Source organism: Achromobacter sp. 1011791174 (genome assembly GCF_059760925.1).
Genome location: NZ_JCBANH010000057.1, coordinates 1 through 16,230, shown reverse-complemented (window position 1 = coordinate 16,230; position 16,230 = coordinate 1). Strand labels below are relative to the sequence as shown.

The 16,230-nt window shown below is 68.2% G+C and carries 13 protein-coding genes; 4 read left to right on the top strand and 9 right to left on the bottom strand.

The window, feature by feature from the left end:
* From AC6LJ5_RS19090 to AC6LJ5_RS19070, 5 genes are read right to left on the bottom strand one after another with little or no spacing between them, the layout of a single operon-like run.
* Nucleotides 1-1,272, bottom strand: a complete 1,272-nt coding sequence (locus tag AC6LJ5_RS19090; RefSeq protein WP_103274377.1) for an aromatic ring-hydroxylating dioxygenase subunit alpha — start codon at nucleotides 1,270-1,272, stop codon at nucleotides 1-3.
* Between the two features lie 22 nt (nucleotides 1,273-1,294).
* Nucleotides 1,295-1,786 (bottom strand): aromatic-ring-hydroxylating dioxygenase subunit beta, encoded by a 492-nt coding sequence (locus tag AC6LJ5_RS19085; RefSeq protein WP_103274376.1) that lies wholly within the window; start codon nucleotides 1,784-1,786, stop codon nucleotides 1,295-1,297.
* Nucleotides 1,787-1,826: 40 nt separating this feature from the next.
* Complete coding sequence (locus AC6LJ5_RS19080) at nucleotides 1,827-2,927, bottom strand: cupin domain-containing protein (protein WP_498141297.1); 1,101 nt, start codon at nucleotides 2,925-2,927, stop codon at nucleotides 1,827-1,829.
* Nucleotides 2,928-2,982: 55 nt separating this feature from the next.
* On the bottom strand, nucleotides 2,983-3,981 hold the full coding sequence (locus AC6LJ5_RS19075) for an ornithine cyclodeaminase family protein (RefSeq protein ID WP_103274374.1): 999 nt from the start codon (nucleotides 3,979-3,981) through the stop codon (nucleotides 2,983-2,985).
* Nucleotides 3,974-4,849, bottom strand: coding sequence for a fumarylacetoacetate hydrolase family protein (locus AC6LJ5_RS19070; RefSeq protein WP_498141296.1), 876 nt, complete (start codon nucleotides 4,847-4,849; stop codon nucleotides 3,974-3,976). Before AC6LJ5_RS19070 ends, AC6LJ5_RS19075 begins: the two co-directional genes overlap by 8 nt.
* A 210-nt stretch (nucleotides 4,850-5,059) precedes the next feature.
* Here AC6LJ5_RS19070 and AC6LJ5_RS19065 point away from each other — a divergent pair, with 210 nt between their 5' ends.
* Nucleotides 5,060-5,791, top strand: coding sequence for a GntR family transcriptional regulator (locus AC6LJ5_RS19065; RefSeq protein WP_103274372.1), 732 nt, complete (start codon nucleotides 5,060-5,062; stop codon nucleotides 5,789-5,791).
* Between the two features lie 30 nt (nucleotides 5,792-5,821).
* On the opposite strand, the gene galE is transcribed toward AC6LJ5_RS19065, so the two are convergent.
* A complete protein-coding gene (gene galE, locus AC6LJ5_RS19060) occupies nucleotides 5,822-6,850 on the bottom strand; it encodes a UDP-glucose 4-epimerase GalE (protein ID WP_498141295.1) in 1,029 nt (342 codons plus the stop codon).
* Between the two features lie 239 nt (nucleotides 6,851-7,089).
* Nucleotides 7,090-8,022, bottom strand: a complete 933-nt coding sequence (locus tag AC6LJ5_RS19055) for an AraC family transcriptional regulator (protein ID WP_103274370.1) — start codon at nucleotides 8,020-8,022, stop codon at nucleotides 7,090-7,092.
* A 152-nt stretch (nucleotides 8,023-8,174) separates the two neighbouring features.
* Here AC6LJ5_RS19055 and AC6LJ5_RS19050 point away from each other — a divergent pair, with 152 nt between their 5' ends.
* Nucleotides 8,175-9,245 (top strand): MBL fold metallo-hydrolase, encoded by a 1,071-nt coding sequence (locus AC6LJ5_RS19050; RefSeq protein ID WP_498141294.1) that lies wholly within the window; start codon nucleotides 8,175-8,177, stop codon nucleotides 9,243-9,245.
* A gap of 56 nt (nucleotides 9,246-9,301) precedes the next feature.
* On the opposite strand, the gene ilvA is transcribed toward AC6LJ5_RS19050, so the two are convergent.
* Nucleotides 9,302-10,924 carry a threonine ammonia-lyase, biosynthetic gene (gene ilvA, locus AC6LJ5_RS19045; RefSeq protein WP_498141293.1) on the bottom strand — a complete coding sequence of 541 codons (1,623 nt, stop codon included), beginning with the start codon at nucleotides 10,922-10,924 and terminating at the stop codon, nucleotides 9,302-9,304.
* Nucleotides 10,925-11,330: 406 nt separating this feature from the next.
* On the opposite strand from ilvA, the gene AC6LJ5_RS19040 reads away from it, so the two are divergent.
* Together AC6LJ5_RS19040 and AC6LJ5_RS19035 are read left to right on the top strand one after the other, a co-directional pair.
* Nucleotides 11,331-13,559: an NADP-dependent isocitrate dehydrogenase gene (locus AC6LJ5_RS19040; protein WP_498141292.1), complete on the top strand. Its 2,229-nt coding sequence runs from the start codon at nucleotides 11,331-11,333 to the stop codon at nucleotides 13,557-13,559.
* A gap of 352 nt (nucleotides 13,560-13,911) precedes the next feature.
* Nucleotides 13,912-15,285: an MATE family efflux transporter gene (locus AC6LJ5_RS19035; protein WP_199770859.1), complete on the top strand. Its 1,374-nt coding sequence runs from the start codon at nucleotides 13,912-13,914 to the stop codon at nucleotides 15,283-15,285.
* An 18-nt stretch (nucleotides 15,286-15,303) separates the two neighbouring features.
* Here AC6LJ5_RS19035 and AC6LJ5_RS19030 read toward each other — a convergent pair whose 3' ends face one another.
* Entirely contained in the window at nucleotides 15,304-15,939 is a 636-nt protein-coding gene (locus tag AC6LJ5_RS19030; protein WP_103274367.1) for a VTT domain-containing protein, read from the bottom strand.
* Nucleotides 15,940-16,230 lie beyond the last annotated feature (291 nt).

Genomic DNA, 16,230 nt, shown 5'->3' with positions numbered 1-16,230 from the left:
TCACAGCCCCATCGCCTTGCGGTAGTAGTCGTAGAACGAACGGATCAGCACCTCGGTCACCATGTAGTCGGCCGGCTCGGTGTCGCGGCCGCCCATTTCGACGATGCCGCGCGCTTCCGGGTAGCCGGTGACGCCGATCTGCACCTGGTTCAGCATCTCGCTGTCGTCCATGGACACGAAGCCGGCCGGCCCCAGCAGGTTGGCGTGCTTCAGGCGCAGGCGCGTCATTTCCTCGTCGTCGTCCTCGTAGCCGTAGTAGGTGAACACCAGCTCGTGCTCGGTGGGGCTGCGCGGAATGACGTGGCGCGTCTTGAGCGAATTGGCCTGGATGCCGAACTGCGCCGCCGGGAACACCCAGGCGCCGCCGACGCGTCCGCGATTGAACTCGGCGCGCGGCGTGACCGTCTCCAGGTCCAGCAGCTCCAGGTCCTCGCGGAAGCGGCTCATCTCGGTGGTGGCCTCGGTCTTCTTCTTGCCTTCGTTGTGCGACACCATCACGCTGTGCGCGCCGCCGCCGGTCGGAATGCACTCGGACTTGGAATCTGCGCGCCACAGGCCGAAGGTGATGTAGAAGGTGTGCAGCAGGGTCGCGTGGTACGGATCCTTCAGGTTCTCCAGGTACATCTTCCAGTTGCTGGGGATCAGCTGGCGGCTGTAGCCCAGCAGCTTGAGCGGCTTGCCCGGCAGCATGTGATCGATCTCCGCCAGCACTTCCGGACCGCAGTAGTCCTCGAAGCTGGGCGCGTCCTCGGCGAAGGTGGCCCAGACCGAGCCGCCGCGATTGACGCTGCGCAGCTTGCGGATGCCGTTCTGCTTGGGATCGAAGTCGCGCGGCATGCCGCCCTTGCCCAGCGCGCCGCGCCGGAACGGCACGCCCTGCAGATTGCCTTCCAGGTCATAGTTCCATTGGTGGTACGGGCAGGTGAAATCGGCCACCTTGCCGGTGTTCTGCCAGCAGATCTGCGCGCCGCGATGGGCGCAGCGGTTCTCCAGCACGTGGATATCACCGTTTTCACCGCGCACCATGATGACGGGACGGTTGCCGATCCAGTTGCGCTTGAAGCAGCCGGTCTCGGGCACTTCGCATTCCAGGCCCACGTAGTTCCAGGTCTTGCCGCCGAAGAACACGTCCATCTCCTTCTGGAAGATGGCCGGATCGGTGTAGACCCAGTTGGGGATGCGCGTATAGCCTTCCTTGGGCCAGCGGCGCTCGATATGGACGGGGGCCGCGGCGGGCGCTTCTTGCCGCGTGGCGGCGTCGGGACAGGTCATGACGGATTTCCTTGCGGCGGATTCAGATGGGGACGATGAGCGAGGTGCGCACGCGGTAGTTGTCGTAGACGCAGTCGCGGCGGCTGAACGCCAGCCCCTGCGGCGTCACGCGCAGCTCGTCCAGGTAGCGGCCGACCATGTTCAGCGTGGGCTCGCGGTCGGACAGCGACTCCATCACCGCGAAATTGGCCTGCGCGACGATGCGGTCGCCATCGACCTCAGTCACGCGCACGCCGCTGATGAAATGGCGCAGCGCGCGCGGCTCGAACATGGTGGTCTCGCGCAGCGCGGTGACGCGGTCGCGCACCATGTTCTTGTTCATGCAATAGATCAGCCCCAGCGGCAGGCCGGCGTCGTGGTTCTCGCGCGAGAGCACGCGGTAATGGCAGTCCTCGGTGAAGAAGTCGGGCCATTGCTCCAGCCGGTCCTCGTCCAGGCAGTGGGCGTAGTCTTCATAGAAATCCCGCAGGCGCGCGCGCAGCGCCGGGGCGTCGGAAAGCTCGGTCAGGGTCATGTCGGATCCAGGGTTCATGTCGGTGTCGGCGCGGCGGCGCTCAGGACGCGGCGGCCAGCTGCGCGCGGTTGCTCTCGAAGCCGCTCTGGCTGCCCAGCGCCAGGATGGGCTCCTGCATGCGCTCCTGCCAGATCAGCGATTCCATGGCGATCTGCAGCGGATGGTCCTGCACGGTCAGCGCGGACGTGGTCTCGGTGCCGGAATGGTGCGAGTGCATGGCCCAGCCCGGCGCCGACAGGATCAGGTCGCCGGCCTTCCAGTCCAGCCGTTCGCCGCTGACCTTGCTGTAGCCGTTGCCGCGCAGGTAGTAGTTGATGGCCGACGAGCTGTGGCGATGCGGCACGTGATGGTTGTCCGGCGGCGAGGACGAAATGGTGGCGAAGAAGCTGTGCGTGGTGCCGATGCGCCGCTCGGTGGCCGGGTTGTAGAGCACGAACAGGCGGCGGCCGTTGTAGCCACGCGCGATGTCCTCCACCGTCGGCAGGTGGCGCGAGACCTCGGCCCAGGGCCAGTGCAGCGCCTTGGATTCCAGCACGTCGATATCGATCAGCCACTCATAGCCCATCAGCCAGGCGCCTTCCGGCGTGATCTGCTCGCGCAGCGCCAGGTCGCGCGAGCGCGCGGCGCCCGGGGCGCGGGCCGGCACCGGCTTGGTGTTGGCGTCGGCTGGCGGCACGTCGCCCTCGAATTCCTCGACGTAGTGGATCTCCAGCTTTTCCAGCAGCGGCGCGTTGGAGTACGACAGGCGCACCCACGGTTCCTTGCCGTCGTTGCGGTAGGAATGCACCTGCATGGCGGGCGTGTTCCAGACGTCCCACCGGCCGGCGCGGATATCGCGGCCCGCCACGGTGGCAACGCCCTCGCCGCTGATACAGATCTCCAGCATGTTGGAGTTCTTGCGCAGGTTCCAGGTGCGCTCGCCGGGGTTGACCACGTTGATGGTCACGTCGGTTCCCGGCGCCAGGCCCAGGCCGGGCGCGCGCGCGTTCGGATGCACGATGAGGGAGGCGCGGCGGCCGTTGTCCGGCTTGGGCGCGTCGATCAGGCGGGCGATTTCCAGGTCGATCGCTTCCTTGGGGACCACGATGGACGGCCACTTGTCCTGTTCGCGGGGCGCGGCCCCGCTGACGTCGATGAACATGCTTGTCTCCTGTTGCCGCCGGCGCGCGCGCCGGCTGTCTCATTGATTGTTGGTGTCAGCCCTGCGCCAGCAGCAGGTTCTCGCGGGTCTGCGGCGGCAGCGCCACGCCCAGGCCGCGCGCCAGCGCCTGCTCGTACACCACCGTGGCCATCGCCAGGTCGGACAGGCCCATGCCCATGCCCTTGAACAGCGTCAGCCGCGCATCCGGGGCGCGCGTTTCGCCGGCCGCCAGCACATCGCTCAGCCGCGACACACCGGGCCAGGACGGCGCATCGACGCCGTAGCGCTCGCGCAGCTCGCGCGAACCGCGCCTGGCGTTCTCCAGGTCGTCGACCACCACGCGGTCGGCGCGTTCGAACACGTCCTGCGCGAACTCGGCCTTGGCCGGCAGGATCGCGCCCACCGCGTTCAGGTGGCGGCAGTCGGCCAACTGGGCCGCGTCCACGAAGGGTTCGACGGCGCGCGTGATCAGGGTCACGATCTCGGCATCGGCCAGCGCGTGCGCCAGCGTGGGGGATTCCTCGATCTCGAAGGCATAGCGGGCCGAGGCCGCCGCCACGAAGGCGCGGCGCTTTTCTGCCGTGGGGCTGTAGACGCGCACCCGCCGCAGTTCGCGCACTTCGGCCAGCGCCGCCAGCTGCGTCACGGCCTGCGGTCCGGTGCCGATCAGCGCGGCGCGGCTGGCGTCCTGCGGCGCCAGGGCGCGCGTGGCCACGCCGCTGATCGCGGCGGTGCGCAGCATGCCCAGCGCGCGCGCCTCGATCACCGCGCGCAGGAATCCGGTGCGGGCGTCGAACAGGCTGAACACCGAGCCGCCGCCGGCCTTGGTATGGACCCAGGTCTTGAAGCCGGCGTAGCCGCCCTCGCCCGTCTGCACCGAACCCAGCGCGTGCATGGAACTGCCATCGCCCCAGGTCGCCAGCGCCTTGGGCAGGTTGCGGGCCTCGTCACGACCCTGGGCCACCAGCATGCCGTGCAGCGCATCGATGGCGCGGCGCATGTCCAGCACCGAGACCACGTCGCGTTCCGTCAGGTACAGCAGCGCATCAGCCATGCGCGTCTCCTTGTTCTTGATGTGCAGGGGCGGGTTCGTCCGCCACCCGGTTGACCAGCGTGCCCACGCCGGGAATGTCCACTTCCAGCGTGTCGCCCACGGCCATGAAGCGCGGCGGCTTGCGGCTGGAACCCACGCCCTCCGGCGTGCCCGTGGCGATCACGTCGCCCGGCGACAAGGGGGTGAAGGCGCTGATGTAGGCGATCAGATCGGCGATGGGAAAAATCAGGTCCGAGACCTCGCCCTGTTGCAGGGTCTCGCCGTTCAGCCGCGTCATCACCCGCAGCCGCGCCGGGTCGCCGATCTCGTCGGCGGTGACCAGCCAGGGGCCCAGCGCGCCGCTGCGCTCGAAGTTCTTGCCGGGCGTGACCTGGGCGTTGTGCTTCTGGAAGTCACGCACCGAGTTCTCGGCCATGCAGGTGTAGCCGGCCACGTGCGACAGCGCGTCGCGCGCCGCGATGTGGCGCCCTGCCCGGCCGATGACCACGGCCAGCTCGCCTTCATAGTCGTAGCGGTCGGAGGCGCGCGGCTTCCACATGTCCTGGCCGTGGCCGACGAAGCTGTCGGCGTAGCGGATGAACAGCGAGGGATGCGCCGGCAGCTCGCGGCCGGCCTCCAGCACGTGGCGGCCGTAGTTCAGGCCCACGCACAGAATCTTGCGCGGGTTGGGCACGGGCGGCAGCCATTGCAGGCCCGCCAGGGGCGTACAGGGCATGCCGGCGCGGTCGGCCTCCCGGGCGATGCGCCCGGCGCCGTCCTCCAGCGCGGTCCGCAAGTCGGGCCACACGCCGGACAGGTCAACGACCTCCTCGCCGCGCACCACGCCCCAGGCCTGGCGGCCCCTCTGCTCGAAGCTCATCAGCTTCATCTTGTCTCCTGTCGGTTCGGACTGAAGGCATGCATCCGTACCCGGTTTTGCATGCAATCCTGGCTTTTTCTGACGCCCATCCGTTGTTTTTATAAATTATTGCATGCAATTTTGAGAAATCGCAAGGGCAGATCAGATACTTATCGACAGATTGCATGCAATTTCGCGGGTACACTGAATCCTTCCCCGACCACCCCAGGACCTTGCCGCATGGCCGCACAGATCGACAAAGTCATTTCCGAACTCCGCGACATGGTGCTGTCCGGCGCCCTGCAGCCCGGCGAGCGCGTGGTGGAGCTGCAGTTCTCGGCGCGGCTGGGCGTATCGCGCACGCCGCTGCGCATCGCGCTGACCGAGCTGGAAAAGGAAGGCCTGCTGGAACGGCTGCCGTCGCGCGGCTTTCGCGTGCGCGCCTTCACGGTGGACGAGATCGGCGACGCGGTGGACGTGCGCGGCGTGCTGGAAGGCATGGCCGCGCGGCTGCTGGCCGAGCGCGGCGCCCCGCCCGAGGTGCTGGCGCAGTTGGAGCAGGCGGTGGAAGAAGGCCGCCAGCTGCTGGCGCCGGCGCGGCTGGATCCGAACACCACGGTGGACGCGCGCGCATGGGGCCAGATCAACCGGCGCTTTCACGAAATCCTGTGCGAGGCCGCCGGCAACCGCGCGCTGCTGTCGGCGCTGGAACACAACAACAAGACGCCGCTGGCCGGCCCGGCCGCGCTGACGCTGCCGTCCACCCCCTCATTGCTGGAAACGCCCTTCGTGCTGCGCGCCCAGGCCGACCACGAAGACCTGCTGCGCGCCATCACCCGGCGCGAGGCGGTGCGCGCCGAGAACCTGATGCGCGAGCACGCCTACCGCAGCCGCGAGAACAAGCGCGTGCTGCTGGAATCGTTTCGCGGCGCGCTGGCCGCGCGGCCGCTGCTGGCGGACGCCAGCGCTTGAGATGAGCGTCCGGCTCGCGTCCCGGCTGGGCTACGCGGACCGATAGCCCGCCGGATTGCGGCTCTGCCAGCGCCAGGCATCCTGGCACATGCGGTCAAGATCAAGACTGGCCTCCCAACCCAGCAAGGCGCGGGCCAGTCCGGTCGCGGCATAGTAGACCGCCACATCGCCGGAACGGCGCTCCGTGAATTCATAGGGCACCTGCCGGCCGCTGGCGCGCTCGAACGCGGCGATGACCTCCAGCACGCTGTACCCGCGTCCGGTGCCCAGGTTGACCGTGAAGCCGCTCGGCCCGCGCTTGAGGGCCGCCAGCGCCGCGATATGACCGCGCGCCAGATCGACCACATGGACGTAATCGCGCACGCCGGTGCCGTCCGGCGTCGGCCAGTCGCGCCCGAACACGCGCAGCAAGGGCAGGCGTCCCGACGCCACGCGGGCCACGAAAGGCATCAGGTTGTTGGGAATGCCCGACGGGTCTTCACCGATCAGGCCGCTCTCGTGCGCCCCCACCGGATTGAAATACCGTAGCGTGGCAATGCGCCAGGCCGGGTCGGATGCGGCCAGATCGGCCAGGATCCGCTCGCCGGCAAGCTTGGTCTGCGCATAGGGGTTGGTTGCCGAAAGCGGCGCGGTCTCGTCCAGCGGCACCGTGGCCGGATCGCCATACACCGTCGCGGACGAACTGAACACCAAGGTCTTGACCTGCCGCGTCCGCATGACCTCAAGCAGATTCAGCAGGCTGATCAGATTGTTGCGATAGTAGGCCAGCGGCGTGCGGACGGAATCGCCCACGGCCTTGTGCGCCGCGAAATGGATGACGCCGTCTATGCGGTGCGCGTCGAACAGCTGCTCCAGCGTTTCAAGGGAACAGGCGTCGCCGCGCACGAAGGCCAGCTCGCCGCCGGCGATGCGGCGTATGCGCGCGATCGCTTCCGGATGGCTGTTGATCAGGCTGTCCAACGCCACGACCCGGTAGCCTTGCGCCAGCAGTTCCACGCAGGTATGCGAACCGATGAAGCCAGCGCCGCCGGTGACAAGAATCGTCTCGGTCCCAACCATGAGTCTGCTCCATGAGTGGATGCCCCATGCAGGACATCGCCCTTTCTTGGCCGGCAACCCGGTCAAGCCAGATGAAGCGATTATTGGCGCCGGACCAGGACGCCGAAAAGCCGCCAAAGGTAGCGGTTCCCGACCCATGCCCTAGGCCTGATGGACGATGCCTGGATCCTTCGCGCTAGGCCGTCCGGCTGACATGCGATGACGCCATCGGACGCCGGCAAGCCGCTACATGCGCACCCTCAGACCGTCAGCGGCAGCGCCCCGCCCCCGCGCCGGTACTGCGACGGCGCGCACAGCATGGCGCGCTTGAACGCCGTGCTGAAGGCGCTTTCGGATTCATAGCCCAGCGAAAACGCGATGGCGGAAATGCTCTCGTCGCCGCTGCGCAGCCGTTCGGCCGCCGTGTGCATGCGCCAGCGCGTCAGGTAGTTCATCACCGTGGTTCCCGCCAGCGCCTTGAAGCGCTGCGCGAAGACCGTGCGCGACACGCCGGCGACGCGGGCCAGCGCCTCCAGCGTCCAACCGCGTCCCGGTTCGGCGTGGATGGCGCCCAGCGCCGCGCCGATCCTGGGATCCGCCAGCGCCGACAGCCAGCCCGCCGGCGCGCCGCAAGACAGCGCGCCCAGGTGGATGCGCAGGATCTGCACCAGCATCAGATGGACCAGATGGGTCGATACCAGTGCGCCGCCGGGACCCGGACTACGCAACTCCGAGGCCAGCTGCTCCAGCGCCCAGCGCAGCACGGCGGCCTGCGGCGAAGCGCCCGGCACTTTGATCAGGGGCGGCAAGGCGTCGAACAGCAGCGCCGCGTGATGGCTGTCGAAGTTCACCTTGCCGCTGACCAGGAACTGCTCGCCGCCGCCGTTGTGGACGGCGATGCCGTCGCGCACCACGGCTTCCAAGAGATGGGAGGGGTCGTCCGGCGCGAGCGCCAGGTCCGACGCCATCACGAAGCGGCATCCCCGGTTCACCAGGAAGCAGTCGCCCTCGTCGAAACGGATCGGCGCGTCCTGCCCCGCCACCCTGCCCCAGCACGATCCGCGCAGGGCGGCGGCGAACTTGATGCCGTCGTGCGCAGGAAAAGCGAACGACCACTCGCCCGCCACGTCGAAACCCGCGTAAAGCTGGCTTTGCGGTTTGAGCAGAGAAAGCACGTCTGACAAAGGATCCAAGACAGATTCCGTACGATCAACAAAGAAATAACGACTTTAAAGCATGGATCGTTCCCAATCCAGCCCTTAAGCTCTGGCAATCCGGGGCGATTCGCCGGCCGCCCAGGCCGCCGGCCCGCCGCCCCGCCCTGTATACGGAGTTGATGGTCTAGATGCGCAATCCCTTTTCCTGTGCCGCCACCGGCGACTACGCCAGCTCGCCACAAGCCAGCGGCGGCCGCTTCCGCAACGCCACGCCCAAGCCCACCAAGGCGCCGGCGTCCAGCGCCCGCATCATGTGGGATTTCTTCTTCAACAAGCCGGCCAACACCACGCCGCCCGCGCCGGTGCCCGTGCACCCGCTGACGCGCGAGGCGCTGCGCCTGGCGCCGGACCGCAGCCTGTACCGGCTGGGCCATTCGACGGTGCTGCTGAGGCTGCGCGGCGGCTGGTGGCTGACCGATCCGGTGTTCAGCGAGCGCGCCTCTCCGGTGCAGTTCCTGGGACCGAAGCGCTTTCATGCCCCGCCGATTTCCCTGGCCGAGCTGCCGCCGCTACGCGGCGTGATCCTGTCGCACGATCACTACGACCACCTCGACCATCGCGCCATCAAGGCGCTGGCGAGCAAGACCGAGGTCTTCCTGTCGCCGCTGGGCGTGGGCGACCGCCTGGCCGCCTGGGGTGTGTCGGCGGACCGGATCCGCCAGTTCGATTGGTGGCAAGACGTCGAAATCGACGGCCTGCGCCTGACGGCCACGCCGGCCCAGCATTTTTCCGGACGCAGCCTCGCCGACAGCAATCGCACGTTGTGGTCGTCCTGGGTGATCGAGGACGACGAGCTGCGCGTCTTCTTCAGCGGCGACAGCGGCTATTTCGACGGCTTCGCCGAAATCGGCCGGCGCTTCGGTCCCTTTGACCTGACCCTGATGGAAACCGGCGCCTACGATCCGCAGTGGCCCTACGTGCACATGCAGCCGACCGAAACCGTGCAGGCCCACCAGGATCTGCGCGGCCGCTGGCTGCTGCCGATCCACAACGGCACTTTCGATCTGGCGATGCACGCCTGGGATGATCCGTTCCAGCAGGTGGTGGCGCTGGCCGCGCCGCGCGGCATCCAGGTCACCACGCCGATGATGGGCGAACGCATCGACATCGCCGCGCCGCACGCGGGCCAGCGCTGGTGGCGCCAGCCGCATGCCGCGGGCGCCGGCCAGCAACCGCGCATGGGCGATTCGCGCGCCTAGCGCCCCCCTCTCCCCCGCGCGACCCGGACCGCCACGCCATGGCGGTCCGCCCGTTTTCAGGCCAGGAATTGCCGGTAGGCCGGGTTGTCGGTTTCCTCGGAATGGGCGTAGCCCAGTTGCGCCAGGAAAGCGTCCAGCGCCGTCGCGTCCGCCGGCGGCGCCTGGATGCCGACCAGGGCCGAGCTGAAATCCACGCCCTGGTTGCGGTAGTGGAACAGACTGATGTTCCAGTTCGGCGCCATGGCCGACAGGAATTTCATCAACGCGCCCGGACGCTCCGGGAACTCGAAACGGAACAGACGCTCGCCCGTCGCCAGCGGCGAGCGGCCGCCGACCATGTAGCGGATGTGCTGCTTGGACAGCTCGTCGTGGCTCAGATCGCGCACGTCGAAGCCTTCGTCCTGCAGGGACCGCGAGATGTCGGCGGCCTCGCCCCGGCGCGCGATCTGCACGCCGACGAAGATATGGGCGCGGCGCTCGTCGGCGATGCGGTAGTTGAACTCGGTCACGTTGCGCTGCCCGATCACGGCGCAGAAGCGGCGGAAGCTGCCGCGCTCTTCCGGCAGCGTGACGGCGAAGGCCGCCTCGCGCGCCTCGCCCACGTCGGCGCGGTCGGCCACGAAGCGCATGCGATCGAAGTTCATGTTGGCGCCCGAGGTGATGGCCACCAGCGACCGGCCGCTCAGCCCTTCCCGCTCCACATAGCGCTTCAGGCCCGCCAGCGCCAGCGCGCCGGCCGGCTCCAGCACGCTGCGCGTTTCCAGGAACACGTCCTTGATGGCGGCGCAGACCGCATCGGTGTCCACCAGGATCACCTCGTCCAGGTACTCGCGGCACAGGCGGAAGGTTTCCTCGCCCACCAGCTTGACGGCGGTGCCGTCCGAGAACAGACCGACCTCGGCCAGATTCACCCGCTCGCCCGCGCGCAGCGATTGCGCCATGGCGCAGGAATCCTCGGTCTGCACGCCGACCACGCGCACCGCCGGATTGACGGCCTTGACGTAGGTGGACACGCCCGCCGCCAGGCTGCCGCCGCCAATGGGCACGAACACCACGTCGGGCGCCGACGGCATCTGGCGCAGGATCTCCATGCCCACCGTGCCCTGGCCGGCGATCACGTAGGGATCGTCGAAGGCCGGGATGAAGGTCAGCTCCTGCCGCCGCGCCAGCGTCTGCGCGTGGGCGTAGGCGTCGCTGTAGGAATCGCCGGCCAGCACCACCTCCACCGTCGGCCCGCCGTGGGCGCGCACCGCGTCCACCTTCACCTGCGGCGCGGTCTGCGGCACCACGATGGTGGCGCGCACGCCCAGCCGGGCGGCCGAGATCGCCACGCCCTGGGCGTGGTTGCCGGCCGACGCCGTGATCACGCCCCGGTCCAGCGCGGCCTGCGGCGTGTTGCGCATCTTGTTGTAGGCGCCGCGCACCTTGAACGAGAACACCGGCTGGTTGTCCTCGCGCTTCAGGTACACCGCGTTGCCCAGCCGGGCCGACAGGCCGCGCGCCGGTTCCAGCTCGGTTTCGCGGGCGATGTCATAGACGCCGGCGGACAGGATCTGGCGCAGATAGTCCAGCTGCGAGGGCTGGCCCTGGGCGAATCCGCCCGCGCCGGACGGGGCGGCGAGATCGGCGGAAACGGAGGAGAAAGCGGAGGAAACGGTGGCGGTCGGCGTGTCTGGCATGCGGGTTCTCTGTGTTTACCCGGAACGGCGGACACAAAAAACCCGCCTGTCTGGGCGGGTGGCTGTGACTGAATGCGGTCGCTGGCTAACCCACCATTTCGGGAATGATGGAAATAATAATCAGCGAGATGCTGGCGACGCGTGCATTCATGGGACGTACTTTCCGCCAAGCCCGACCGTTTGTCAAATGGACGCCCGGCGCCCGCGCCGCTGTCCTCCGAGCCTGCCACGGTATTACAATGTTCGACTAGTGACTGCGGCACCCACCTGGACGGTCGAGCAACTTGACCGTGACAAAGGCCGGGCGGCAGCCATGTTTGGCCACTCTCGACAACACTACCGGCTAGCGCCGCACAGCATGCCCAGGTCCGCGCCCAGCGCGAGGCGCCGGGCAGATTCAAGGATCATGTCTCTTACTCCGAAGATTATCTATACCTTTACCGATGAAGCTCCGGCGCTGGCGACCCGTTCGCTGCTGCCCATCGTCCAGGCCTTCGCCAAGTCCGCCGGCATCACCGTCGAAACGCGCGACATCTCGCTGGCCGGCCGCATCATCGCCGTCTTCCCCGACTATCTTGAAGAAAGCCAGAAGCTGGGCGACGCCCTGGCCGAACTGGGCGCGCTGGCCGTCAAGCCGGAAGCCAACATCATCAAGCTGCCGAACATCAGCGCCTCGATGCCGCAGCTGAAGGCCGCCATCAAGGAACTGCAGGCCCAGGGCTACAAGCTGCCCGACTACCCGGATTCGCCCGCCAACGACACCGAGCGCGACGTCAAGGCGCGCTACGACAAGGTCAAGGGCAGCGCCGTCAACCCGGTGCTGCGCGAAGGCAACTCCGACCGCCGCGCGCCGCTGTCGGTCAAGAACTACGCCCGCAAGCACCCCCACAAGATGGGCGCCTGGGCAGCCGACTCCAAGTCGCACGTGTCCCACATGAATGAAGGCGACTTCTACGGCACCGAGAAGTCGGCCCTGATCGCCGAAGCCGGCGACCTGAAGATTGAGCTGGCCGCCGCCGACGGCGCCGTCACCGTGCTCAAGGACAAGACCCCGGTCAAGGCCGGCGAGATCATCGACGCCGCCGTCATGTCCGTCGGCAAGCTGAAGTCCTTCCTGCAGGCGCAGGTGGACGACGCCCGCGCCAAGGGCGTGCTGTTCTCGGTGCACCTGAAGGCCACCATGATGAAGGTCTCCGACCCCGTCATCTTCGGCCACGTGGTGTCCGTGTTCTACAAGGACGTGCTGGCCAAGCACGCCGACGCGCTCAAGCAGGCGGGCTTCGACCCCAACAACGGCATCGGCGACCTGTACGCCAAGATCCAGAGCCTGCCCGCCGAGCAGCAGGCCGCCATCACCGCCGACATCGACGCGGCCTACAAGACGCTGCCCGCGCTGGCCATGGTCAACTCCGACCGCGGCATCACCAACCTGCACGTGCCCAGCGACGTGATCGTCGACGCCTCGATGCCGGCCATGATCCGCGACTCGGGCAAGATGTGGAACGCCGCCGGCGAACTGCAGGACGCCAAGGCCGTGATCCCGGACCGCTGCTACGCCGGCGTCTACCAGGCCGTGATCGAGGACTGCAAGGCCAACGGCGCCTTCAATCCGGTCACGATGGGCAGCGTGCCCAACGTCGGCCTGATGGCCCAGGCCGCCGAGGAATACGGCTCGCATAACAAGACCTTCGTCATCCCGGCCGCCGGCACCGTGCGCGTCACCGACGCCTCGGGCAAGGTGCTGCTGGAGCAGGCCGTCGAGGCCGGCGACCTGTGGCGCATGTGCCAGACCAAGGACGCCGCCGTGCAGGACTGGGTCAAGCTGGCCGTCACCCGCGCCCGCGCCACCAAGACCCCGGCCGTGTTCTGGCTGGACGAGAACCGCGCCCATGACGCGCAGGTCATCGCCAAGGTCAAGCAGTACCTGAACGACCACGACACCAGCGGCCTGGACCTGCGCATCCTGGATCCGGTCGAAGCCACCAAGTTCTCGCTCAAGCGCATCCGCGCCGGCCAGGACACCATCTCGGTGACCGGCAACGTGCTGCGCGACTACCTGACCGACCTGTTCCCCATCATGGAGCTGGGCACCAGCGCCAAGATGCTGTCGATCGTCCCGCTGATGGCCGGCGGCGAGCTGTTCGAGACCGGCGCCGGCGGTTCCGCGCCCAAGCACGTGCAGCAGTTCGTCGAAGAAGGCTTCCTGCGCTGGGATTCGCTGGGCGAGTTCATGGCCCTGGCCGAATCGCTGGATCACCTTGGCCGTACCTATAAGAACGCCAAGGCCCAGGTGCTGGCCAAGACCCTGGACCAGGCCACCGCCAAGTTCCTGGACGAGAACAAGTCGCCCGCCCGCAAGGTCGGCGGCCTGGACAATCGCGGCAGCCACTACTACCTGGCCATGTACTGGGCCCAGGCCGTGGCCGCCCAGACCGAGGACGCCGCGCTGGCCAAGCAGTTCGCCAACGCCGCGATGGAATTCGGTGAGCGCGAGACCCGCATCCTGGACGAGCTGAAGGCGGCCCAGGGCAAGCCCGTGGACCTGGGCGGCTACTACCAGCTGGACGAGGCCAAGGCTGTCGCGGCCATGCGTCCCAGCGCCACGCTGAACCAGATCCTGGCCTCCATCGGCTAAGCCTCTGCCCTGCCCGGCGATCCGCGTTGCGCGCGGATGCGCCAGCAAAGAGAACGGCGGTCCCGCGAGGGGCCGCCGTTTTTTTGTCCCGCTTCACCGCCCGGCCGCCTCCGATCCGGGTGCCCCGTGCCGCCGCCACGGCTGCCCAGGTCTACTTCAAATATTTTTACCCGGACATATTGATTTGATTATTTTGTCCGGGTAATATTTGCACCCGCCTGCCCGGCCAGATTGCGCGCCACTGACGCGCCGCCTCCCGGACAGGCGGACCAACCACTTCCCCACGGACCCATGACCTTCCGCCGGAACCCTTTCCGTCGCGGACAGGCCCCGTATCGCCCAAGGAAACGCGATGACCCAGGCAACCACCTTGCCTCCCTTGCAAGCCCCGCCCTTATGGAAAGCCTATCTGGCCATCCTGGCGCCCATGATGCTGACCAACACGCTGCAGGCCGCCGCCGGAACCATCGACGGCATCTATCTCGGCCAGATGATCGGCCTGGAAGCGATCGCCGCCGTCTCGGCCTTCTTTCCCGTGTTCTTTTTTCTGCTGGCCATCATCATCGGCCTGAGCGTCGGCGCCACCGTGCTGGCCGGCCAGGCCTGGGGCGCCCGCAATCCGACCCGCGCGCGCGCCGTCGCCGGCACGGCCCTGGCGCTGGTGCTGGCGGTGGGCCTGATCGTCAGTGTGATCGGCGGCCTGACCGCCCCCATGCTGCTCAAGGCCCTGGACACGCCGCCCGAGATCCTCGATGACGCCGTGCGCTACGCCCGCGTGATGCTGGTCGGCGCGCCGCTGATCTTCCTGCTGTGGCTGGCCACATCCATCAGCCGGGGCGTAGGCGATGCCGTCTCGCCCATGTGGGCGCTGATCCTGGCGACTGGCGTGGCGCTGTTGTGCACGCCCGCGCTGATCGCCGGCTGGGCGGGGCTGCCCAGGCTCGATGTCCTCAGCCCGGCCGTGTCCACGCTGCTCGGCTTCACGCTGGCGCTGGGCTGGCTGGCGTGGCGCTGGCGCCGCCGGGGCCATCCCCTGGCGCCCAATGCTGCCCTGCTGCGCGAACTGCGCTTCGACCCGGCGCTGACGCGCTCGATCCTGAAGATCGGCGTGCCGGCCGCCCTGCAGATGCTGACCATGGCGGCGGCCGAGATCGCGCTGCTGGGGCTGGTGAATCGACACGGCGCGCAGGCCACGGCGGCCTATGGCGCGGTGACGCAGCTGATGAGCTGGCTGCAACTGCCCGCGATGTCGCTGGGCATCAGCGCCACCATCCTGGCCGCCCACGCCATCGGCGCCGGACGCGGCCACCGGCTGGGCGCCATCGCCCGCACCGGGTTGATGATGAACGTGGCGGTGACGGGCCTGTTCGTCTGCGCCGCCTATGCACTGGCGCCCTACGCCATCGGCCTGTTCCTGAAGGACGGCGCCGCCGCAGCGCAGGCCGGCGAATTGCTGCGCATCGTGGCGTGGAGCGTGGTGGCGCTGGGCTGCGCGTCCGTGCTGTCGGGCGTGATGCGCGCCAGCGGCACGGTGCTCGTGCCCGCCACGCTGGGCGTGCTGGCCATCGTGGGCGTGGAACTGCCCGCCGCCTGGTGGCTGGACGCGCGCATCGGCCTGTCCGGCATCTGGTGGGCCTACGCCCTGGCCTTCATGGCGATGCTGGTCCTGCAGTCGGGCTACTTCATGCTGGGCTGGCGCCGCCGGACGCCGCAGCGCCTGGTCTAGCCAGCCCGGCGCCTGGCGTCAGCGCTGCTGCGCCAGGCGTCGCACCTGCAGCCATTGCAGCGCGACGGGGATCAGCGACAGGCCGATGATGATGACCGAGACCCAATGCAGGTTGGCCCGGACCCAGGGAATCGAGCCCAGCCAATAGCCGGCCAGCATCATCGAGCTGCACCAGACGACGCCGCCGACCACGTTGTAGGCGTAGAAGCGGCCGCGCGGCATCTGCGACAGGCCGGCCACGAAAGGCGCCAGCGTGCGCACGATGGGCACGAAGCGGGCGACGGTGATCGTCATGGCGCCGAAGCGCGCGAAGTATTCCCGCGCGCGCTCCATGTGCGCGGGCTTGATCCATCGGCTGTGCGCCAGCTTCTGGCCCCAGCGGGAAGAACCGATCGTGTAGTTGAGCGCGTCGCCGGCGATGGCGGCGGCCGTGATGATGGCGATGGAGGTCAGCGGATCGATGCCCGCCAGCCCGAGGAAGGCGCCCGCCGCGAACAGCAGTGAATCGCCCGGCAGGAAGGGCATGATCACCAGTCCCGTCTCGACGAAGATGATGAGGGCGATGATCAGGGTGCCCAGCACCCAGTTCTGCGCCAGCAGGGCCATCAGGCCGTTCTCGCTGGTCAGCCACGCAAACATTTCGGTAATGCTCATCAATGTAACGATCCCGTTTTCATGCCGGTCAGGCCAGCGTTATTTGCCTACTCCCCCCGGGGCCAGACGACTCCCGAGGAAGCGACAGGCCCTGGCGATCCCGCATCGCATGGCGCGCTGCCGTCTGCGCTGAAGGAAGGCGCGCCACGGCGCGGCGCACCCGCCTGAGCGAACGCGGCGCGGAGGCATTTCCGCGCCGGCGCATTATCACCCGGCGCGCGTCGAGTTTTCATTGAATTGGTGACCGACCGTAGCAGGCCGGGTGGCCGGGCAGACGCGGCGGGCGAAGCC